The organism is Streptomyces sp. JHA26 (assembly GCF_002005565.1).
GTDB lineage: Bacteria > Actinomycetota > Actinomycetes > Streptomycetales > Streptomycetaceae > Streptomyces.
In genome coordinates, this window is sequence record NZ_BDJC01000013.1 from 1 (window position 1) to 19657 (window position 19657).

26 protein-coding genes are annotated in these 19657 nt (G+C 73.0%); 13 read left to right on the forward strand and 13 right to left on the reverse strand.

The window, feature by feature from the left end; genetic code table 11:
- The 7 genes from JHAT_RS10615 to JHAT_RS10640 all read left to right on the forward strand — a co-directional run.
- The coding region (locus tag JHAT_RS10615; RefSeq protein WP_290439802.1) for an acyl-CoA carboxylase subunit beta at positions 1–832 on the forward strand (832 nt) is incomplete at its 5' end.
- Positions 829–1092, forward strand: a complete 264-nt coding sequence (locus JHAT_RS10620) for an acyl-CoA carboxylase epsilon subunit (protein ID WP_077797842.1) — start codon at positions 829–831, stop codon at positions 1090–1092. The genes JHAT_RS10615 and JHAT_RS10620, both read left to right, overlap by 4 nt.
- 84 nt (positions 1093–1176) lie before the next feature.
- Positions 1177–1710 carry a hypothetical protein gene (locus JHAT_RS10625; RefSeq protein WP_077797843.1) on the forward strand — a complete coding sequence of 178 codons (534 nt, stop codon included), beginning with the start codon at positions 1177–1179 and terminating at the stop codon, positions 1708–1710.
- Positions 1711–1816: 106 nt separating this feature from the next.
- Positions 1817–2131, forward strand: coding sequence for a hypothetical protein (locus JHAT_RS34340; protein ID WP_143660395.1), 315 nt, complete (start codon positions 1817–1819; stop codon positions 2129–2131).
- 3 nt (positions 2132–2134) lie between these two features.
- Positions 2135–3121 carry a 2,3-diaminopropionate biosynthesis protein SbnA gene (gene sbnA, locus JHAT_RS10630; RefSeq protein ID WP_077797844.1) on the forward strand — a complete coding sequence of 329 codons (987 nt, stop codon included), beginning with the start codon at positions 2135–2137 and terminating at the stop codon, positions 3119–3121.
- Between the two features lie 21 nt (positions 3122–3142).
- Entirely contained in the window at positions 3143–3361 is a 219-nt protein-coding gene (locus tag JHAT_RS10635) for an MbtH family protein (RefSeq protein WP_077797845.1), read from the forward strand.
- A 178-nt stretch (positions 3362–3539) separates the two neighbouring features.
- The gene (locus tag JHAT_RS10640) at positions 3540–3941 is read left to right on the forward strand and encodes a hypothetical protein (protein WP_143660398.1); all 402 of its coding nucleotides are present in this window, start codon (positions 3540–3542) and stop codon (positions 3939–3941) included.
- A gap of 72 nt (positions 3942–4013) precedes the next feature.
- Here JHAT_RS10640 and JHAT_RS10645 read toward each other — a convergent pair whose 3' ends face one another.
- The gene (locus tag JHAT_RS10645; protein ID WP_077797847.1) at positions 4014–5333 is read right to left on the reverse strand and encodes a radical SAM protein; all 1320 of its coding nucleotides are present in this window, start codon (positions 5331–5333) and stop codon (positions 4014–4016) included.
- A gap of 149 nt (positions 5334–5482) precedes the next feature.
- Between JHAT_RS10645 and JHAT_RS10650 the strand changes: the two genes are divergently transcribed.
- Both JHAT_RS10650 and JHAT_RS10655 read left to right on the forward strand, forming a co-directional pair.
- Positions 5483–6739 carry a D-arabinono-1,4-lactone oxidase gene (locus JHAT_RS10650; RefSeq protein ID WP_077797848.1) on the forward strand — a complete coding sequence of 419 codons (1257 nt, stop codon included), beginning with the start codon at positions 5483–5485 and terminating at the stop codon, positions 6737–6739.
- Between the two features lie 102 nt (positions 6740–6841).
- Complete coding sequence (locus tag JHAT_RS10655; RefSeq protein WP_077797849.1) at positions 6842–7414, forward strand: TetR/AcrR family transcriptional regulator; 573 nt, start codon at positions 6842–6844, stop codon at positions 7412–7414.
- A 24-nt stretch (positions 7415–7438) separates the two neighbouring features.
- Here JHAT_RS10655 and JHAT_RS10660 read toward each other — a convergent pair whose 3' ends face one another.
- From JHAT_RS10660 to JHAT_RS10670, 3 genes are read right to left on the reverse strand one after another with little or no spacing between them, the layout of a single operon-like run.
- Positions 7439–8242, reverse strand: coding sequence for an SAM-dependent methyltransferase (locus tag JHAT_RS10660; RefSeq protein WP_077797850.1), 804 nt, complete (start codon positions 8240–8242; stop codon positions 7439–7441).
- Between the two features lie 35 nt (positions 8243–8277).
- Positions 8278–9027 carry an isocitrate lyase/phosphoenolpyruvate mutase family protein gene (locus JHAT_RS10665; protein WP_077797851.1) on the reverse strand — a complete coding sequence of 250 codons (750 nt, stop codon included), beginning with the start codon at positions 9025–9027 and terminating at the stop codon, positions 8278–8280.
- Positions 9024–9494: a hypothetical protein gene (locus JHAT_RS10670; RefSeq protein ID WP_077797852.1), complete on the reverse strand. Its 471-nt coding sequence runs from the start codon at positions 9492–9494 to the stop codon at positions 9024–9026. Before JHAT_RS10670 ends, JHAT_RS10665 begins: the two co-directional genes overlap by 4 nt.
- 117 nt (positions 9495–9611) lie before the next feature.
- Here JHAT_RS10670 and JHAT_RS10675 point away from each other — a divergent pair, with 117 nt between their 5' ends.
- Complete coding sequence (locus JHAT_RS10675; RefSeq protein WP_253195456.1) at positions 9612–10148, forward strand: LPXTG cell wall anchor domain-containing protein; 537 nt, start codon at positions 9612–9614, stop codon at positions 10146–10148.
- Positions 10149–10208: 60 nt separating this feature from the next.
- Here the strand turns inward: JHAT_RS10675 and JHAT_RS10680 are convergent, their stop codons facing one another.
- The 3 genes from JHAT_RS10680 to JHAT_RS10690 are packed head-to-tail and all read right to left on the reverse strand — an operon-like array spanning position 10209 to position 12867.
- Entirely contained in the window at positions 10209–10868 is a 660-nt protein-coding gene (locus JHAT_RS10680; protein WP_077797854.1) for a response regulator transcription factor, read from the reverse strand.
- Positions 10865–12031: a sensor histidine kinase gene (locus JHAT_RS10685; protein WP_077797855.1), complete on the reverse strand. Its 1167-nt coding sequence runs from the start codon at positions 12029–12031 to the stop codon at positions 10865–10867. Before JHAT_RS10685 ends, JHAT_RS10680 begins: the two co-directional genes overlap by 4 nt.
- Complete coding sequence (locus JHAT_RS10690) at positions 12028–12867, reverse strand: CPBP family intramembrane glutamic endopeptidase (protein WP_077797856.1); 840 nt, start codon at positions 12865–12867, stop codon at positions 12028–12030. The genes JHAT_RS10685 and JHAT_RS10690 overlap by 4 nt, the downstream gene beginning before the upstream one ends.
- Positions 12868–13031: 164 nt before the next feature.
- Between JHAT_RS10690 and mmuM the strand changes: the two genes are divergently transcribed.
- Positions 13032–13946, forward strand: coding sequence for a homocysteine S-methyltransferase (gene mmuM / locus JHAT_RS10695; protein WP_077797857.1), 915 nt, complete (start codon positions 13032–13034; stop codon positions 13944–13946).
- A 6-nt stretch (positions 13947–13952) separates the two neighbouring features.
- On the opposite strand, the gene JHAT_RS10700 is transcribed toward mmuM, so the two are convergent.
- On the reverse strand, positions 13953–14594 hold the full coding sequence (locus JHAT_RS10700) for an MBL fold metallo-hydrolase (RefSeq protein ID WP_171990830.1): 642 nt from the start codon (positions 14592–14594) through the stop codon (positions 13953–13955).
- A gap of 97 nt (positions 14595–14691) precedes the next feature.
- Here JHAT_RS10700 and JHAT_RS10705 point away from each other — a divergent pair, with 97 nt between their 5' ends.
- The gene (locus JHAT_RS10705; RefSeq protein WP_077797859.1) at positions 14692–15123 is read left to right on the forward strand and encodes a MarR family winged helix-turn-helix transcriptional regulator; all 432 of its coding nucleotides are present in this window, start codon (positions 14692–14694) and stop codon (positions 15121–15123) included.
- 56 nt (positions 15124–15179) lie between these two features.
- On the opposite strand, the gene JHAT_RS10710 is transcribed toward JHAT_RS10705, so the two are convergent.
- The 3 genes from JHAT_RS10710 to JHAT_RS10720 all read right to left on the reverse strand — a co-directional run bounded on the left by JHAT_RS10710 (position 15180) and on the right by JHAT_RS10720 (position 17245).
- Entirely contained in the window at positions 15180–15851 is a 672-nt protein-coding gene (locus JHAT_RS10710) for a hypothetical protein (RefSeq protein ID WP_077797860.1), read from the reverse strand.
- A 4-nt stretch (positions 15852–15855) separates the two neighbouring features.
- A complete protein-coding gene (locus JHAT_RS10715; protein WP_077797861.1) occupies positions 15856–16776 on the reverse strand; it encodes an alpha/beta hydrolase in 921 nt (306 codons plus the stop codon).
- 121 nt (positions 16777–16897) lie between these two features.
- Positions 16898–17245 (reverse strand): hypothetical protein, encoded by a 348-nt coding sequence (locus tag JHAT_RS10720; protein ID WP_077797862.1) that lies wholly within the window; start codon positions 17243–17245, stop codon positions 16898–16900.
- A gap of 129 nt (positions 17246–17374) precedes the next feature.
- Here JHAT_RS10720 and JHAT_RS10725 point away from each other — a divergent pair, with 129 nt between their 5' ends.
- On the forward strand, positions 17375–17773 hold the full coding sequence (locus JHAT_RS10725) for a VOC family protein (protein WP_077797958.1): 399 nt from the start codon (positions 17375–17377) through the stop codon (positions 17771–17773).
- Here JHAT_RS10725 and JHAT_RS10730 read toward each other — a convergent pair.
- Positions 17675–18442: a helix-turn-helix transcriptional regulator gene (locus JHAT_RS10730; RefSeq protein WP_077797863.1), complete on the reverse strand. Its 768-nt coding sequence runs from the start codon at positions 18440–18442 to the stop codon at positions 17675–17677. The genes JHAT_RS10725 and JHAT_RS10730 overlap by 99 nt on opposite strands.
- Positions 18443–18460: 18 nt before the next feature.
- Positions 18461–19594, reverse strand: a complete 1134-nt coding sequence (locus tag JHAT_RS10735) for a YihY/virulence factor BrkB family protein (protein WP_107481896.1) — start codon at positions 19592–19594, stop codon at positions 18461–18463.
- Positions 19595–19657: the final 63 nt, after the last annotated feature.

Below are 19657 nucleotides of genomic sequence, written 5' to 3' on the forward strand. Positions count from 1 at the left end.
GCGCTACCTGCTGTCGATGCTGCCGGACAACAACCGGCAGGTCCCTCCCGTCGTACCGGCCGGCGTCCCGGCCGACCCCTCGGGGGAGACGCTGCGCGGCCTGGTGCCCAGCGACGGCAGCCACCCCTACGACATGCGGCGCGTCATCGAGGAGATCGTCGACGACGGCGAGTACATGGAGGTGCACGAGCGCTGGGCGGCCTCCGTCGTCTGCGCCCTGACACGGCTCGACGGACACGTGGTGGGCGTCGTCGCCAACCAGCCGCAGTCGATGGCCGGGGTGCTCGACATCCACTCGTCGGAGAAGGCCGCACGCTTCGTGCAGTTCTGCGACGCGTTCAACATCCCGCTGGTCACGCTCGTGGACGTGCCCGGCTTCCTGCCGGGCGTCGACCAGGAGCACGGCGGCATCATCCGACACGGCGCCAAGCTGCTCTACGCGTACTGCAACGCCACCGTGCCGCGGATCTCGCTCATCCTGCGCAAGGCCTACGGCGGCGCGTACATCGTCATGGACTCCCGCTCGATCGGCGCCGACCTGTCCTTCGCCTGGCCCACCAACGAGATCGCGGTCATGGGCGCCGAGGGCGCCGCCAACGTGGTCTTCCGCCGCCAGATCGCCGCCTCGGACGACCCCGAGACCACCCGCGCCCAGCTGGTCAAGGAGTACAAGGCCGAGCTGATGCACCCCTACTACGCGGCCGAACGCGGCCTCGTGGACGACGTCATCGACCCCGCCGAGACCCGCGACGTGCTCGTCAGCGCCCTCGCGATGCTCCGCGAGAAGCACGCGCCCCTGCCCCTGCGCAAGCACGGGAACCAGCCGGCATGACGGACACCGAAGGCCCCTCGGTCTCCCGCCGGTCCCCCGGACTCCGCGTTCTGCGGGGACGTCCGAGCGACGAGGAGCTGGCCGCGGTGACCGCCGTGCTCGCCGCCCTCGCCGGCACCCGTCGACCCGCCGCGGCACGGACCGGAGGCCCACGCGGTGCGCTGTGGCCCGAACTCTGGCAGGGCGGCCGTTCCCCGCGCTCCTGGGCCACCCGACGGGGCGGACCGGCCGGGGACGGGCCGCCGCGCCCGCAGAGGTGACCGCATCCGTCTCCCCCGCGCGGGGGAGACGGATGGCCCCGTAGGTTGAGGTGCGGCGACGCCCCCGTGATGAGAATGGATCACATGCTGAGAGGGAACGTACTACCCGATGTCCCGCGCTGGGCCGCCCTCGCCGCCTACGCCGTGCCCCTGGCCACCCTGCCGTCGGGGTTGTGGCGGATCGCCCTGGTCGCCGGGGCCCCGGTGGCCTCGGATCCGGTCCGTACCGGCTGGGGCGTGCTGTACGTCCTGACCCTGACGGTGGTCTCCGAGGGGCTCGCCCTGATGACGCTCGGCCTGGTGCAGCCGTGGGGCGAGGTCGTGCCGCGCTGGATCCCGCTGATCGGCGGCCGTCCGGTGCACCCGCTCGCAGCGGTGATACCGGCGCTGCTGGGTGCGGCCGTGCTCTTCCTCCTGAGCATCGTGATCGGTGTCACCCAGTCCCACAGCCTGGCCTCGGGCAGTCTCACGGACTCCACGTCCCAGGAGGTCCTCCTCGTCGTCTGCTACGTCCCGTTGCTGGCCTGGGCCCCGCTGCTGACGGTGTCGGCGATCGCCTACTACCGGCGCCGGACGGCTGCGGCTCCCCTGCCGGAGCGCGTGCTCGAGCACCGCTGAGCGGTACCCCCGCGGCGCCGGGGTTTCCGGCGCCACGGTGAAACTCCATATCGAGGTATTCGATGGACGAATGCGCCACGACCGGTCGATATCTAGGGTCTCACCCATGTCGACTGAACTGCGCCGGCCCGAATTCCCCGTTCCCCGGGAGGGGGACGAGAGGATTTCGCACACCGCAGTGGCCCGGACCGAATACCTGTCGAGGAGGTCGGCCGGAGAGCGGACCGGCCCCCGCGAGGATGGAGTGGAATCCATGCAAGGACGCGTGCCGCCGTTCGCGGTGATTCCCGGCGCTCAGGTGGAACGGGCACTCTCCGGGAACGAGCAGCGGGTGACGGAACTCCACGTGGCCGCCGCCGGCGAACTGGTGGTCGCGCCGGACTTCTTCCACGAACGCAGCCGCTACGGGGCGGGGGGCTGAGACGTGCCCATCGTCGACGCCCCTGAGCAGTTCAACCAGGAAGACCTCTACCTCGACCTCCGCTCCACGATGGACCTCCCGGTCTACCTCAAGTGCGAGGGCGTCAACTTCGCCGGTTCGATCAAGCTGAAGGCCGCCACCTCCATGGTGGACGCCGCCGAGCGCCAGGGCCTGCTGAGCCCCGAATCCATCCTGATCGAGTCCTCGTCCGGAAACCTGGGCGTGGCACTCAGCATGATCGCCGCCAACCGGGGCTACGTCTTCGAGTGCGTCACCGACGCCCGGTGCAACCTGACCACGCGGCTGCTCATGGAGGCCATGGGCAGCCGGGTCAAGGTGATCACCGAGGCGCATCCGGAGCGCGGCCTGCTCGGTGCGCGGCTCGACTACGTGCGCGGACGCTGCGAGAGCGACCCCCGGTACGTGTGGCTGAACCAGCACGCCAACCCCAACAACTGGAAGGCGCACCACGAGGTCACCGCGCCCGCGATAGCGAGCAGGTTCCCGACGCTGGACGTCCTGTTCGTCGGGGCCGGCACCACGGGGACCCTGATGGGCTGCGCGCGGTACTTCCGCCGGACGCGGCCCGGCGTGACCATCGTCGCGGTCGACAGCGTCGGTTCCGTCACCTTCGGCGGTCCGGCGGGGCTGCGCATGATCCCGGGGCTGGGCGCCGGGGTGCGTCCGGCGCTGCTCGACGAGTCCTTCGTGGACCACGTCGTGCACGTACCGGAGGCGGAGACCGTCCGGGTCTGCCACCAGCTCGCCCGGACCGGCTTCCTGTTCGGCGGCTCCACCGGCACCGTGATCGCCGGCGCGCGCCGGTGGCTCGCGGAGCACCGGCCGACGGAACCGGTGACCGCGGTGGCGATCGCGCCCGATCTCGGCGAGCGATATCTCGACACGCTTTATCACAGCAATTGGGTGCAGGAATTCTACGGCCCCGACGTCCTGGACGGACTGAGCCCCCGCGAGCAGTACACGCATTGACGAAGAAGGAGACGAAAGACCATGACGAATCCCTTTGAGGACGACACGGCCGGTTACTACGTCCTGGTGAACGACGAGGGCCAGCACTCCATCTGGCCCGTGTTCATCGACGTCCCACGCGGCTGGACCATCGCCTACGGCCAGGAGTCGAGGCGGGCCTGCCTGGAATTCATCGAGCAGAACTGGACCGACATGCGCCCCAAGAGCCTCGTCGCCGCGTCGGCGCAGCAGGCGAGCTGAACCCCGTATTCATCGGGCCGGGCACGTCCGGGCGTACACCGACACCAGTCGGGTCACGCACCGACGTGCCCGGCCGCATGCGGGAAAACGGATTCACATGTCCCATCAGTGCCATTCATTTCGAAATTCTGGCACCCACCGGTCACGGAACACCATCATCGGCAGCGCGTGGAGCAGCATGAGGAATTCCGACCGTCTGAACGACAAGGGACTTCACATGCGCATATCGATCGCGGCCAAGGCCTCCGTGGCCGCCGCCCTGGCCGCCGCCTCCCTGGCCGTCGCCGTCCCGGCCGACGCCAGTGCCCGGGCGACGCTCACCGAGGTCCGGTGCAGCACCGACAAGGACCAGCTGACGTTCACCAAGTTCATGGGCTGGAGCCGCTGTTTCGAGGGCGTGGGCGACCTCGACGTGGAGCCCACCTTCAACACCGAGGCCAGCTGGGTGAGCACCGGCAACCACTCGGGCTGGTTCAGCTACGAGCCCACCCCCGGTGACGTGAAGGTCCAGTACTTCGGCAAGTACCAGTCCTTGACGGGCCGGTTCCACCCGCTCCGCCACATCCACGTGGACGGCTGAGCCGGCCGGTCCGCCGGCGCTCGGCCCCGCGGGGCCGAGCGCCGGCTCGTCCCCGTCCGGGACGGCGCCGGCTCACGCCTGGACGGGCTCGTCCGCCGGCAGGCTGTCCATGAAGGAGCTGACGGAGAAGACCGCGTTGCCGGCGCCGGGCGGGCCGTAGCCGGGGGGCGAGGAGAGGCCGAAGTCCTCCATGGTCTGCCGGTACGCCTGGAGCAGCCGGATGTGGTACTCCAGCGGAGCGCCGTCGGGGTTGGTCTTGCCGAGCGGGGTGGTGGGCTCGGGGCACCAGGTGGTGAAGCGGGGCGTGATGCCGTGCGACATGAAGAAGCGCAGGCCCTCGGTGGTGGAGGCGATGGCCTCGTCGACGGTCTTGAAGCCGAAGGGCTCGGCCATCTCGACGCCGGCGACGAAGTTGGGGATGACGTTGCGCGCGCCGAAGACCTCGGTGGAGTCGAGGATGCGCCGGTGCCACTCGTCGCGGCCGACGTAGCGCTCCTTGCCGGGGCAGTACATCTTGAACAGGTACTCGTCCCACACCTCGAAGTTGGGGTGGTAGATCTGCACGCCGTAGTCCTTGAAGCGCTGGACGTCCGGCTTGGGCAGGGCCTGGGCGACGACCTTGCCGATCCAGCGGCCGGGGAAGTGCTCCTCGATGGCCTTGGCGTACCGCCCGTAGAAGTCGGCCTCGTCCAGGCCCTGGACCTTCGACGTGATCGCGCCGCCGGTGAGCGTGTAGGCGGTGGAGATCTTCGCCGTGTCGTACTTGTTGATGATCTCCAGCGCCTCGAGGACCTCGTCGACGTCCTTCACACCGGTGTAGGGCCGCCCGGCCGCCTTGTGCTGGCGCCAGTTGTGGTTGATGTCGCAGTACTGGCACTCCTCCTTGGCGCCGAAGTACTGGCAGACGCGGAAGGCGGTCAGGTAGATCAGGTAGCCCCACTGGATGGTCGGGGCCACCTCCATGACCGACTTCCCGTTGGAGAGCTTGTGCCGGTAGTACTCGGGCATGGGCGGCACGCCGACGTCGGCGATCCGCCTGCCGTCGAGGTAGAGGCCGAGGACGCCGTCCTCGTTCGCGGCGACGCGGTAGGGGGAGGCCGGGTTCACGCGGACCGAGACCACGGTGCGGCGCAGGTCGTAGGGGCCGCCGGTGAGGATGATCTCCTCGGGCGGGCGGCGCAGCGCGGCCTCGCCCAGCTCGGGGAGCGTGCCGTGGTCGAAGGAGAAGATGAAGTACGACTTCGGCTTGACCTCGCCGTCCTCGTTGTCGCTCAGCGCGGAGGGGTCGAAGGCGACGCCGCCCCGCAGGAGGTCCTCCTTGAAGACGGCCTCGCGCGGCACGTGCGGGAACCGCTCCATCAGATCCTCGACCAGCGCGGTACGGCTGTCCATCCCGTTGTCTCCTCCCGGCTCAGGCGTTCGACTTCTCACGGTATGCCCCCGCCCGCGCGGCTTCCCGCCCGGGTCCCCTTCCGGCGCGCCAGGTAGGTTCTCCGGCGGAGGACTCCTGGTCCCCACGGATATGGAGGAAGGGCTGCGGGATGAACGACACCACCGTGACCAACTGGGCCGGCAACATCACCTACACCGCCGCGGAGGTGCTGCGGCCGGACACGCTGGACTCGCTGCGGGCCGCCGTGGCGCGGAGCCGGACGGTGCGGGTGCTGGGCAGCGGCCATTCCTTCAACGAGATCGCCGAGCCCGGTCCCGAGGGCGTCCTGTTGTCGCTGGCCTCGCTGCCGGCCGAGGTGGACGTGGACACGGCCGCCCGTACGGTGCGGGTGGGCGGCGGCGTCCGGTACGCGGAGCTGGCCCGGCTGGTGCACGCGCGCGGGCTGGCGCTGCCGAACATGGCGTCGCTGCCGCACATCTCGGTCGCCGGGTCGGTGGCGACCGGCACGCACGGCTCGGGCGTGGGCAACGGCTCGCTGGCGTCGGCGGTGCGCGAGGTGGAGCTGGTCACGGCGGACGGCTCGACGGTGACCGTCGCACGCGGGGAGGAACGATTCGGCGGCGCGGTCACCTCGCTCGGCGCGCTCGGCGTCGTGACCGCGCTCACCCTCGACCTGGAGCCCGCCTACGAGGTCGAGCAGCACGTCTTCACCGAGCTGCCGTCGGCCGGGCTGGACACGGCGACGTTCGAGACGGTGATGTCGGCGGCGTACAGCGTGAGCCTGTTCACCGACTGGCGGGAGCCCGGCTTCCGGCAGGTGTGGCTCAAGCGGCGCACGGACCGGCCGCTGCCCGGCTTCCCGTACGCCGTCCCGGCCACGGAGAAGATGCACCCGGTGCCGGGCATGCCGGCGGTGAACTGCACCGAGCAGTTCGGGGTGCCGGGGCCGTGGCACGAGCGGCTGCCGCACTTCCGCGCCGATTTCGTGCCCAGCAGCGGCGCCGAGCTCCAGTCGGAGTACCTGATGCCGCGCGAGCACGCCGTGGACGCGCTGCGCGCGCTGGACGCGGTACGGGACGTCGTCGCGCCCGTGCTCCAGACCTGCGAGGTGCGCACGGTCGCCGCGGACGAGCAGTGGCTGAGCCCCTCCTACGGGCGGGACACGGTGGCGCTGCACTTCACCTGGGTCGAGGACACCGCGGCGGTGCTGCCGGTGGTGCGGCGGCTGGAGGACGCGCTGGACGCCTTCGACGCGCGGCCGCACTGGGGGAAGGTGTTCACCACTCCGGCGGCGGTCCTGCGTGCCCGGTACCCGCGGCTCGACGACTTCGGGGCGCTGGTGAAGTCGCTGGATCCGCAGGGCACGTTCACCAACGCGTTCGTGCGCGAGGTGCTGGCCGGCTGAGGCGGCCGGCCCGCCGGACCGGGGGGCACGGGCCCGTACCTGTCCTAGGATGCGCGCTGGACATTCCGCGAACGCGAGCGCACCCGCCGGAGAGGTGGACCCATGCCCCGAGCCGGCCTCACGACCGAGCGCGTCGTCGCGGCCGCCGCGGACCTCGCCGACGAGGCGGGGCTCGAGAGCGTCACCGTCTCCGCGCTGGCCCGGCGGCTGGGGGTGAGGGACGCGAGCCTGTACACGCACGTCCGCGGCCTGCACGACCTGCGCGTGCGGATGGCGCTGCTGGCGGGCGGCGAGCTGATCGGGGAGATCGAGGCGGCGGTCGCCGGACGGGCCGGCAAGGAGGCGCTGGCCGCCTTCGCCGACGCCTACCGGGCGTACGCGCTGCGCCATCCCGGCCGGTACGCCGCGACCCAGATCCGTGTGGACCGGTCCCTCGCCGCCGATTCCCCCGCGCTGCGCCGCACCGCGGAGATCACCTACGGGATGCTGCGCGCGTACGGCCTCGACGAGCCCGACCTCACCGACGCCGTACGCCTGTTGCGCAGCACCTTCCACGGCTACTGCGCCCTGGAGGCCGCCGGGGCCTTCGGCGCCCCGCGGGACGTCCAGGCGTCGTGGGACAGGGCCGTGGACGCGCTGCACGCCGCGCTGGAGCACTGGCCGGCCGGCGGCTGACCCGCGGGCCCCGCGCCGTCGTGCTCAGGCCTTGCGCGCGACCCCGCAGACGGAGACCTCGACCGTGGGCTCCGGGGGCGCGGTGTCGTCCGGGCGCCAGGCGGCGGTCGCCACCACACCGGGTTCGACGAGGTCGAGCCCGGCGAACCAGCCGGCGATCTCCTGCGGGGACCGGAGGTGGTAGGTGTTGGCCGACTGCCCGTTGTAGGTCTCGACGGCCGTGTCGAGGGCGGCGTTGCCGCTCGTGCCGTCGCTCAGGGCGAGGTAACTGCCCGGCGGCAGTGCCGACATCAGCCGGGCGACCAGCTCCGCGGGCCGGTCCTCGTCGGCGACCTGTCCCATGATGCCCAGCAGGGTCAGGGCGACCGGCCGGTCGAGGTCCAGGGTCTTGGCGGCCTCGGCGAGGATCCGGTCGGGGTCGCGCACGTCGGCGTCGACGTAGGCGCACGCCCCCTCCTCGCTGCTGGTCAGGAGCGCCTCGGCGTGCGTCAGGACGAGGGGGTCGTTGTCGACGTAGACGATGCGGCTCTCCGGCGCGATGCGCTGGGCCAGCTCGTGCGTGTTGTCCGCGGTGGGCAGGCCGGTGCCGATGTCGAGGAACTGGCGGATGCCCGCCTCCCCGGCCAGGAAGCGCACGGCGCGCGCCAGGAACTTCCGTTGCAGCCGCGCGACCGCCGCGAACTCCGGGAAGGTGGACAGGATGACGTCGCCGACCTGGCTGTCGACGGGGTAGTTGTCCTTGCCGCCCAGCAGGTAGTTCCAGACACGGGCGGAGTGCGGGCGGTCGGTCTGCAGCCTGGCCCTGACTTCATCACGCGGGTGATCCATGGGGATAGCTTCACACAGTGCAATGCCCCAGGGGGTCAACTACCCAGTTTCCGCACGTCGTCGTAGGCCGGCACCATCCCTCCGGGAGCCCGCCCGGACCGGATGCCGGCCGCGGCCTCCAGCGCGGCGCCCAGCGCGCGCCGGTACAGCAGGGAGCCGAGGCTCACCCGGCGCACACCGAGGTCGGCGAGGTGGTCCGGGCTGGGACCGGCCGGCGTGTACAGGATGTTGAGGGGGATGTCGTCCAACTGCCGCACCAGGGAGGCGATCACGCGGGGATCGCCCAGGCCGGGGACGAAGACGCCGTGGGCGCCCGCCTCCCGGTAGGCGTCGAGGCGCCGTGACGTTCCCTCGCCGTCGCCGAGCCAGTACGTGTCGGTGCGGGCGTTGACGAAGAGGCCGGGGGCCGCCGATCTCACGGCGGCGATCTTCGCCGCGTGCCGGTCGACGGGGCCGAGTCCGTCCTCCAGGTTGATGCCGACGGCTCCGGCCGCCGCCAGCCGCCGCGCGAACTCCGCGACCCGGTCCGGGTCGTCGCTGAAGCCGTCCTCCGCGTCGACGGAGAGGAGGAAGGGCTGCGGGCCCAGCGCGAGGGCCAGCCGGAGCGTCTCGTCGCGGGTCGCCGACGCCCCGTCGGGCAGCCCGGCCGCGGCCGCGACGCCCAGGCTGGTCGTGCCGATCGCGGCGAAGCCCCGGTCGGCGAGCAGGAGCGCGGAGGCGTGGTCCCAGGCGCACGGCAGCAGCAGGGGATCCCCCGCGCGGTGCAGGTCCGCGAAGGCGGTCACGACAGGTCCCCCACGGCGTCGGCGTAGTACGCGGACTCCGTGACGTGCAGGGCGAGTTCGCGGAAGCTCCAGCCCTCCCCGGGCGAGTGGTCGAGCTGTTCGTCGGTGAGGGCGTCGAGCCGGACCGCCCAGATCCGGGCGAGCCGGGTGAGGCGGCTGCGGGCCTCGTCGAGGTCCTCCTGGGTGAACGGCGCGCGGTCCGCGTCCGTCGTGACCGCGGAGGCGTGCCAGTGGTCGGGCTGCGGCCGCCTCCCCGCCGACCGCGCCTCCATCTCCGCGAGATGGTCGATCAGGTGGTCGGCGACGCGCCGGACGGCTTTGTGCGGGGTGTAGACCCGGCCGTCGACGTGGGCGGGCTCCCCGTCCCAGGCGGTCCAGGTGGCGGCCAGGGCGAGGACGTGGTCGACCATGCCGGTGACGGCGTCGGCGGGCGTGCGGGGCGCGGTGGCGGTGTGCGTGTCGTTCATGTCCCCGACGCTAGGGGCCCGTTGCTTCGGTCCCCGCCGAAGTGTCCCGAGTCCCCGGGCGGGTATCCGGACGGTCGTCCGAAGTCGTCCGCTCCTTCGACCGACCGGAAGGTGGACATGGCAAGCACCGAACGACGCGACGGCCGCCCCGAGCGGCGGTGGCAGGACGGGTTATGGGTGATCGGGCTGTTCGCCCTGGCCGTCGGGTTCCTGACCCGCATGGCCTTCGGCGGGGCGTCGGGATGGCTGTCGGCCCTGGTGGGCGCCGCGCTGATGAGCCTCTACACCGTGTGGCTGGTACGCCGCCGCCGGCGGCACGACGCGCGGACCACCGGCGCCTGCCCGGACGACGTGCCCGCCATGGAACGCCGGATCCTCAAGGGCGCGCCGCCGCCCGAGGACCCCGGACGGCGGCGGGCGATGGCGGCGCTGGTCGACTCCCGCCAGCAGCGGCTGCGGCGCCACCGCTGGTGGTCGCTCCCCCTCCTCGCCGTGCTCTTCTTCGGCACCGCGGGCCTGTGGTTCGCCTCCGGCGAGAGGGTCGCGGGCGGCTGGATGCTGGCGGTCGCGGTCGTCTTCATGACGTGGATGGTCTGGTACCACTTCCGCTACGACCGCCGGCTGTCGCAGATGCGCCGCCGCCTCCAGGGCTGAGCCGCGCGCCTCGCCCCGCACCGCCCGCGGGAACCAGGCGCCGGGAGTTCGCGCGGGGTCTCAGGCGACCAGGCCGTGCCGGTAGGCGTAGACGACGGCCTGGACGCGGTCGCGCAGGCCGAGCTTGGTGAGGATGCGGGACACGAAGGTCTTGACGGTCTCGTGGCTGATCACGAGGACCGCGGCGATCTCGCTGTTGGACAGGCCGTCCGCGATGAGGCGCAGGACCTCCAGCTCACGGGGCGTCAGCGGGATGTCCTGCGTGCTTCCCTGCGCGGGCCGGATGCGGGCGGCGTACCGGCCCACGAGCCGACGCGTCACCTCGGGGTCCAGCAGCGCCGCGCCCAGGGCCACGGTCCGGATGCCGTGCAGCAGCCGGTCCGGCGGCGCGTCCTTGAGCAGGAATCCGCTCGCTCCGGCCCGCAGCGCCTCGTAGACGTACTCGTCCAGGTTGAACGTCGTCACCACGAGCACCTTCACGGGGTGCTCCACCCCGGCTCCGGCCAGCAGACGGGTGGCCTCGATGCCGTCGAGCACCGGCATGCGCACGTCCATCACCACGACGTCCGGGCGCAGCCGCCCGGCCAGTTCGACCGCGGTCCGCCCGTCCCCGCACTCGCCCGCCACCTCCATGTCGGGCTGCGCGCCGATGATCGTCGACAGCCCGGTGCGGATCAGCGCCTGGTCGTCGCAGACCAGGACCCGGACCGGCGCGCTCACACCGGGCTCCCCGCGGGTATCCGCGCCCGGACCAGGAAGCCCCCGCCCGCGCGGGGGCCCGCGCTGAAGTCGCCGTCCAGGACGCCGACGCGTGCGCGCAGGCCCTCCAGGCCCCGCCCGCTGCCGCCGGGGGACGCGTCCCGCGTCCCGGAACCGTCCGTGCCGACCTCCACGGTGATCTCCCTCTCGCCATGGCGCACCAGGACCGAGGTCCGGCCGCCGTGGTCGTGCTTGAGCGCGTTCGTCAGGGCCTCCTGCACGATCCGGTAGGCCACGAGGTCGGCGCTGCCGGTCGAGGCCGGCGGGGTGCCCTCCTCGGTGAACTCCACCGGCTGCCCGGCCAGTCGCGTCTGCTCGACGAGCGTGAGCACCCTGCCCACGGGCGGCGTCCGGTCCTCACCGCCGTGGCCGGTGCCGTGGTCGGGGTTGAGCAGGTCCAGCAGGTGCCGCAGATCGGTGATGGCGCGCCGGCCCGTGTCGCTGACGGCGGTCAGGGCCTGGTCGAGGCGGTCGGGCGCGGCGGTCAGGTACCGGGCCGCCTCGGACTGCACCACCATCGCCGTCACGTGGTGGGTCACGACGTCGTGGAGCTCGCGGGCGATCCGGGTGCGCTCGGCGCTGCGGGCGTCCTCGGCGACGCGGCGGCGGCGTTCGGCCTCCGCGGCCCGGACGGAGCGCATCCACGCGCCGATGCCCCACACGAGGGCCAGCACCAGGTAGAACGTCACGAACTCGATCGCCGGTTCGCCCGGCCCGCGACGGTGGAGCTCGACCGCCAGGGCCGCGAACGCCACGGTGGCCGCGACGAGGGTGGCGCGACGGTAGCGCTCCGTCCAGGACCCCGCGCTCAGCAGTGCGACGGGCAGCGCGGTGCCGGCGACGAGGTGGTAGCCGCGCAACTGGTCGAGGGCGAAGCCGCCCGACACCAGGGCGAGGCAGACGAGCGGCCACCGCCGGCGCACGGCCAGCGGGAGGCACTGCAGGACCGCCGCGAGGACCGCCGGCGCGTCGGCGGGCCGGGTCGGCAGGCCGCCGATCTGCGTGCCGTCGCCGTGGAAGACGGGCATGAGCGACGCGACGAGGAGCAGCGCCCCGAGCGGCAGGTCCCGGACCGTGACATCGAGGCGGTGCCACGCCTCCAGGAACCGTCGACGATCGATCACCGGGGCAGTGTAACGGCGGAGTCGGCCTTCGCGGCACGCCGGGCGCCGAACCGCACGATGTTCCCGCGCCGGTGGGCCAGCCACAGGAACACCAGGGTCAGCAGCGCCCCGAAGGCCACCGCGTACACGCTGCCCTCCGGGCCGAACTCGCCGCCGGTGAGCAGCTTCGGGCCCGACGTCGTGGTGTCCAGCAGCCCGTGGTTGGTGCCGTTGCCGGAGACCTCCGAGCTGAAGATGCCGGCCAGGGCGAAGTTCCAGCCGAAGTGCACGCCGATCGTCAGCCACAGGCTGCGGGTGGCTGCGTAGGCGGCGGCGAGCATGAAGCCGGCCTCGACGGCGATGGCGAGGGCGCCCCACAAGGTCGCGTGCTCGTTGAGCAGGTGGGAGAGGCCGAACACGAGGCCGGTCAGGCCCAGCGCGAGGTAGGTGCCGATGTGCTCCTCGATGATCCGGAACAGCACCCCGCGGTACACCACTTCCTCCGCCACGGCGGCTCCGGCCATGAAGCCGGCCAGCCCCAGCGCGCCCGTCACCGAGCCGAGGCCCTCGACCTCGGTGTACCCGGAGGAGAGGAGGTTCGTGATGACGGCGCTGAACATTCCGACACCGATCAGGACGCCCCAGGCGGTCTTGGACACGGCGCCCTCCCGGGCGACGTCCTGGGCGGGCCGGTGCTCGGTCCGCCGGACCACCCACGCGTACACCAGCACCACCAGCGCGGCCCCCGTGAAGCCGAGGACCAGCGTGAGTCCGTCGTTGTCCTTCACCGCGTTGATGGCGTTGCCGGTGATGGCGTACATCACCATCACGGCCAGGAACTGCCAGACAAACCTCACGGGGATCCCCTTTCCTCGGGCCCGCGGCCGAGTGCCGCGTGCTGTACCGGACGCTACGGATCCGGCGGCCGAAGATCGTCACCTCACGGTGGACACCTGGCTGTAGCTCGCACGGGGGACAAGCGCCCCCGGGAACGCCCGGGCACACTGGCTAACCTCGTCCCATGACCCACGACTTCGCCGACGCCCTCGTCCGTGGCCGGCCCCTCGTGCTCGACGGTGGCATGTCCAACCAGCTGGAGTCGGCGGGCCACGACCTGAGCGACGCCCTGTGGTCGGCGCGGCTGCTCGCCGAGCGGCCCGAGGCGATCACCGAGGCGCACCTCGCCTACTTCGAGGCGGGCGCGGACGTGGCGATCACGGCGAGTTACCAGGCGACCTTCGAGGGGTTCGCGGCACACGGCATCGGCCGGGAGCGGGCCGCCGGGCTGATGGCGCTCAGCGTGGAACTGGCTCGGGAGGCCGCCCGCCGGTCCGGCGCCGCCCGCCCGCTGTGGGTGGCGGCGTCGGCCGGACCGTACGGGGCGATGCTCGCGGACGGCTCCGAGTACCGGGGCCGGTACGGGCTCACCGTCGCCGAGCTGGAACGCTTCCACCGTCCCCGGCTGGAGGTGCTGGCCGCCGCCCGCCCCGACGTGCTCGCGCTGGAGACCGTCCCCGACACCGACGAGGCCACGGCACTGCTGCGGGCGGTGCGCGGACTCGGCGTGCCGGCCTGGCTGTCGTACACCGTCGCGGGCGGCCGCACCCGCGCCGGCCAGCCGCTGGAGGAGGCGTTCGGTCTGCCGGCGGAGGCGGAGGAGGTCGTCGCGGTCGGCGTGAACTGCTGCGCTCCGGCGGACGTGGACCACGCCGTCGCCGTCGCGGCCCGGGTGACGGGCAAGCCGGTCGTGGCGTACCCGAACAGCGGGGAGTCCTGGAACGCCGGCGCCCGGGCGTGGACCGGCCCGTCCGCGTTCGACGCCGGGCGGGTGCGGGGGTGGCGGGCGGCCGGGGCGCGGCTGATCGGCGGCTGCTGCCGGGTGGGGCCGGACTCGATCGCCGGGGTGGCGCGGGCTCTGGCCACCCCGGCGCCGTAGGGGCGTTCAGCCGAGGTCGACGGACTCCCCCGGGGTCAGTCGGTGGTACCGGGCGCCGATGCCGGGGCCCTGGTCGCCGAGGAAGCCGCCGACCATCGCGGTGCCGATGTCGTTGAGGGCGCCGTCGTGGACGGCGTAGGCGTCGCGCGGGGCGACCTCGCGGACGTAGTCGATCAGGTGGCCGACGGTGGACCAGGGGGCGTGGACCGGCAGCAGCAGTGTGCCGACGGGGGCGGCGGGGACGGTCAGGGCGTCTCCGGGGTGGAAGAGGGTGCCGTCGACGAGGAAGCCGACGTTGGGGATGCGGGGGATGTCGGGGTGGAGGGCCGCGTGCCAGGTGCCGTGGACCTGGACGTCGAAGCCGGCCGCGTCGAAGGCCGACCCCTCCCCGACGGCGGTGACCCGGGTGCCGAGGCCGTCGAGCCGGGCGGCGACGGCGGAGTTGGTCCAGATACGCAGGTCCGGGTTGTGCTCGGCGGCCCGGCGCAGGGTCTCCTCCGAGAAGTGGTCGAAATGTTCGTGAGTGACCAGGACCGCGTCGGCGCCGTCCAGCGCCCGCGGGTCGGTCAGCCCGCCCGGGTCGACGACCAGGCGGCGGCCGTCCCGCTCGACGCGGACACAGGCGTGGCCGAACTTGGTGAGCTGCATGACTGACACCTTCCAGAAGAATACAAGTAGGTTGTACAAATTAATTGTACGACTGATCTGTACAACTGACCTGTCCGTGTCTGCGTAGGCTGGGGGCATGGACGAGGACACACTGGCCGAGGAGCTGCGGCAGTCGATCGGGGAGCTGGTCCGGGCGGTACGGACCGTGGACACCATGTCGCCCGGGGAGGCGGCCGTCCTCGGGTTCCTCGACCGGAGCGGCCCGCTCACCACGGCGGACCTCGCCCACCGGCGCGGCGTCACGCACCAGTCGGCGGCCAAGTCCGTGAAGGACCTGACCAGCGCCGGCCTGGCACGCACCGAGCCGCACCCCGGTGACGGTCGCAAGCTCCTGGTACACATCACCGACGCCGGCCGCGCCCGCCTGCGGGACGAACGCGACCGACGTGCTCACACCCTGGACGCCGCCATCCGTGACACGTTCAGCCCCGAGGAACAGCGGCACCTGCGCCAGTGCGTCCCCCTGCTGTCCCGCCTGACGGCCCGTCTCACCGGCAGGATCCAGTGATCGTTTCAGGACCTTCGACGGGGAGTGTCCCGCCGGGCCCCCTGTGCCGTGGGTGGTCAGCCGCCCATGTCCACGCTGTTGTCGGGCGCCCCGTCGCCGAACGGGGGCAGGTCGCCGCGTTCCACGGGTGCCGTGGCGGCGGGCCGGGGCGAGGGCAGGGTGGCCGCGGCCTCGGCGGCGTCGGGCCGGTGGACGGCCTCGGCGGCCCGGTCCAGGACCTCGCGCGGCACGTCGTCCTCGGCGGACAGCCGGACCACGTGCCCGTTCTTCGGCAGGGCGTACTCGTGCTGTCCGCCGCCGGTGCGGTACCAGGCCTCGCCGTCGCGCTCGCACACGGCCCGCCCACCGGTGTCGTCGCCGACCGGCAGGCTGCGGCAGGTGCCCTCGGTCATCGAGCCCCGCTCGACGGACAGGCGCAGCAGCGCGCCCGAGCCGTCGACGAGATAGGTGGCGGAGAAGCCGTCGTCGCCGAGCACGCCGACGGACTGCCGGGCCAGGGTGAGGTCGGACGTTCTGGTGACGTACACCAGTTCGGGGGCGATGCCGAGCGCCTCCGCCCGGTTCCTCAGCTCGTTCGGGGTGAGGAAGACCTCCTCGGCCGCGGCGGAGGCGGCCTCGGCGGACGCCGCGGCGGCGACCGGGTCGCCGGCCGGCCCCTCCGTACCGCAGGCGGTGAGCAGCAGCGGGGCCAGCAACAGCGGCGGCAGGACGCGCACATGACGAATCATGTGGTCATCCTGCCGTACGGCCGCCGTCCGACCGGCCGTCGCCGGAAAGGTGCCGTGCGGTGCTCCGCCAGAACCCGAGCAGAGCCTCGGCGAGTGCTTCGGGCGCCTCTTCGGCGATGTGGTGGCCGGAGTCGATCGGGCCGCCGTGCGGCGGACCGGCCGTCCAGTCGCGCCAGACGGCCGGCACGTCACCGTAGAGGTCGGCCATGTCGTCACGGGTGGCCCACAGCACCTGGACCGGGCAACCGATGCGCCGGCCCGCCCGCCGGTCGGCGTCGTCGTGCTCCCGGTCGACCCCGAGTCCGGCCCGGTAGTCCTCGCACATGGCGTGCACGGTGTCCGGGTCGTGGATCGCGCGCCGGTAGTCGGCGTACGCCTCGGCGCCCATCTGCTCGGCGGTGGCCCTGTACCAGGCGTCGGGGTCGGCGTTGATGACGCGCTCGGCGGGCTTGTCGGTCTGCCCGAGGAAGAACCAGTGCCACCAGCTCGCGGCGAACCCGGCGTCGCAGCGCCGCAGCGCCTCCCCGAGGGGGACGGCGTCCAGCACGCTGAGCGCGGACACGGACCGCGGGTGGTCCAGGGCGAGCCGGGTGGCCACGTACGCGCCCCGGTCGTGGCCGACCACGGCGAACCGTTCGTGACCGAGGCGGCGCATGACCGCCAGGCAGTCGCCGGCCATGGCGCGCTTGGAGTACGGGGTGTGCCGCTCGTCCGTCGGGGGCTTGTCGGACTCGCCGTAGCCGCGCAGGTCCGGGCAGACCACCGTGTGGCCGGCCGAGGCGAGCAGCGGGGCGACGCGGTGCCAGGTCACGTGCGTGCGCGGATGGCCGTGCAGGAGCAGCACCGCCGGTCCGCTGCCGCCGTGCCGCACCCGCAGGCGGACGCCGTTCCCCTCGCACCGCGTCAGTGTGAAACCGTCGAACATGCGGCCTCCCGCTCCTCGGACGTCGCGGCACGCCTGCCCCGGACCGCCGTGCCCACACGTCGGCGCGGCCTCCCGCACCCGGCGGGCCGGGGGCAGGACGGCACCTCCGCGTCCGCGGCGCTCAGCCCTTCGACGCGACGGGGTCCGGTCCGTGCGCCGCCGCCTCCCTGGAGAGCAGGACGGCCGACAGCAGGCTCAGGCCGGGAGCCGCCTCGCGCAGGGCCTTGACGGCGTGGACGGAGTCGGCCGGGCCCTCGTACCCGGCGGCGGCGAGGCGCTCGCGGACCCAGCGGGCGCGCAGGTCGGCGTCGGGGGCGGCGGCCGCCCGCTCCACCAGGGCGACGGCGCGCTCCAGACCGGGCCGCTGCTCCGGGGGCGCGTCGGCGAGCGCCTCCCGAAGGCCCTCGGCGACGACTTCCGCGTCCCGCAGGACCAGGACATCGAGTTCCGTTCTTCCACGTCCGAACATGACGTCATGGTCGGCGCCCCGTGCCGTGCGCATCAAGGAACTTGAGGCCTTTCTGAGCTGCGCGGCCCGGCGGCCGGGGTGTCCGATTCCTTCAAGACGGGCCCCGGCCGTGCCGCCTACGGTGGCGCCATGACCGCACGATTCGACGCCATCGGCCTGGTCGTCTCCGACATGGCCGCCTCCGTGACCTTCTACCGCCGGCTCGGTTTCGCCTTCCCCGAGGGGGCCGGGGAGCAGCCGCACGCCGAGGCCGTGCTGCCGGGCGGGACCCGGCTGCTGCTCGACACCGAGGAGACCGTCCGCTCCTTCCACCCCGGGTGGCGGCCGCCGGCCGGCGGCGGACGGGCCTCGCTCGCGCTGCTGTGCGACGCGCCCGAGGAGGTGGACGCGCTGTACGAGGAGCTGACCGCCGCCGGACACCACGGCGAGCTACCGCCCTGGGACGCCTTCTGGGGGCAGCGCTACGCCGTCGTGCACGACCCGGACGGCAACGGCGTCGACCTGTTCGCCCCGCGGGCGCCCCAGTAGCGCGGCCGGGGACAGACCGGTCAGCTCCCGTACGTCCCGGGTCAGGTGCGCCTGGTCCGCGTACCCGGCCCGGGCGGCCGTCTCCGCGAGGGCCGTGCCGGCCCGGGCGAGGGCCAGGGCGCGTTGCAGCCGCAGTACGCGGGCCAGCGTCTTGGGTCCGTAGCCGAAGGCGGCCAGCGAGCGACGGTGCAGCCGGCGCGCCCCGACGCCGAGTGCGTCGGCGGTGGCGGCGACCGGGCGGCCCGCGTCGAGGGCGGCCACGATGCGGCTCAGCAGCGGGTCGGGGGGTCCGGCGCCGGCCGCCAGGGTCAGCGCCGCCTCCTCCAGGCCACGTGCCGGGTCGTGGGCGGCGTTCACCCGCGCGGTCAGGCGTCGCACCTCGGCGGCGGGCCGGAGGTCGGCCAGGTCGACGCGCCGGTCGCGCAGCGTGTGCGCGGGGACGCCGAGGAGGGCGGGGGCGGTGCCGGGGCGGAAACGGACGCCCGCCCAGGGGCTCGGGGCGCCGTCGGTGACGTGGGCGCGGGTGTCGGGGCCGGCCACCAGCAGCCGGCCGTCGTGCCACAGCAGGTCCATGCAGCCGTCGGGCAGGACCCGTCCCGGGCCCTCTCCGGTGGGGGTGTTGGTCCATACCACCGCGCCGGGCAGTCGGCAGGCGCGTTCCGCGTACACGCCGGTCAGATTACGACCTCAGGAGGCCTCGGGCTTGTCGTGGTCCGTGGGGGGCGTGTGCTTCGGGTGGGCGCGCAGGCGGGCCGTGACGTCCTCCGGGGGCAGGAACCGGGACCAGCGTTCCGGGAACTCGGACGGCATGTCGGGGTCCGCCTCGCCGCTCGCGGCGGCGCGGGCCACGTACTCGGCGACCTGCGCCTGCCGCAGCCGCTCGTTGGCCTCGCGGGCCGCGGCGGTGGCGGCGGCCGGCCAGACCCGGTCGATGGCCGCGTTGACCGCGGCCCCGACGAGCACGGCGAACGCGGACACACCGATCCACAGCAGCACGGCCACGGGCGCGGCGAGCGAGCCGTAGATGGTCGGGCCCTCGACGGTGCTGGTGAGGTAGATCCGCAGCAGGAAGCTGCCCAGCACCCACATGGCGAGGGCGACCAGCGCGCCGGGCACGTCCTCGATCCACGGGGAGCGCACGGGCACCGACACGTGGTACAGCGTGGTCAGGAAGGCCACGGACAGGACGATCACGACCGGCCAGTACAGGACCTGCACGACGGTCGTCGACCACGGCACGACCCGCACCACGGCGTCCGGCCCGGCCACCATCAGCGGCAGCGCCACCGACCCGATCAGCAGGGCCACGATGAACAGCAGGAAGGCCATCAGGCGGGTCTTGACGATCCCCCGGACGCCGTCGAGACCGTACATCACGGTGATGGTGTCGATGAAGACGTTGACCGCGCGGGAGCCGGACCACAGGGCGAACAGGAAGCCGATGGAGATGACGTCGGGCCGGCCGCCCTTCATCACGTCGTCCAGGATCGGCTCGGTGATCTGCTTGACGCCCTTCTCGGAGAGCACCGCGCGGGAGGCGTCCAGGATGTTGGTGCGCAGGCTCTCGGTGGTGTCGGCGCCGATCCACAGGTCGACGTAGCCGAGCAGTCCGAGGACGCTCAGCAGCAGCGGCGGCACCGACAGCAGGGTGAAGAACGCGGCCTCGGCGGCGAGGCCGAGGATGCGGTACTCCATGCACGAGTTGACGGTGTCCTTCAGCAGCAGCCAGGCGGTCCTGCGTTTGGAGACGTTCCGGTAGAGGACCCGGGCGCGATGGAGCCGGCCCGAGGGCCGTTCGGGGGATTCACTTGCTGGCTGCACGACCTAAAGGTATCCGTCGCGGACGCCCGCACTCACCCGCGGACCGTGGTGGGGACCGGCGGA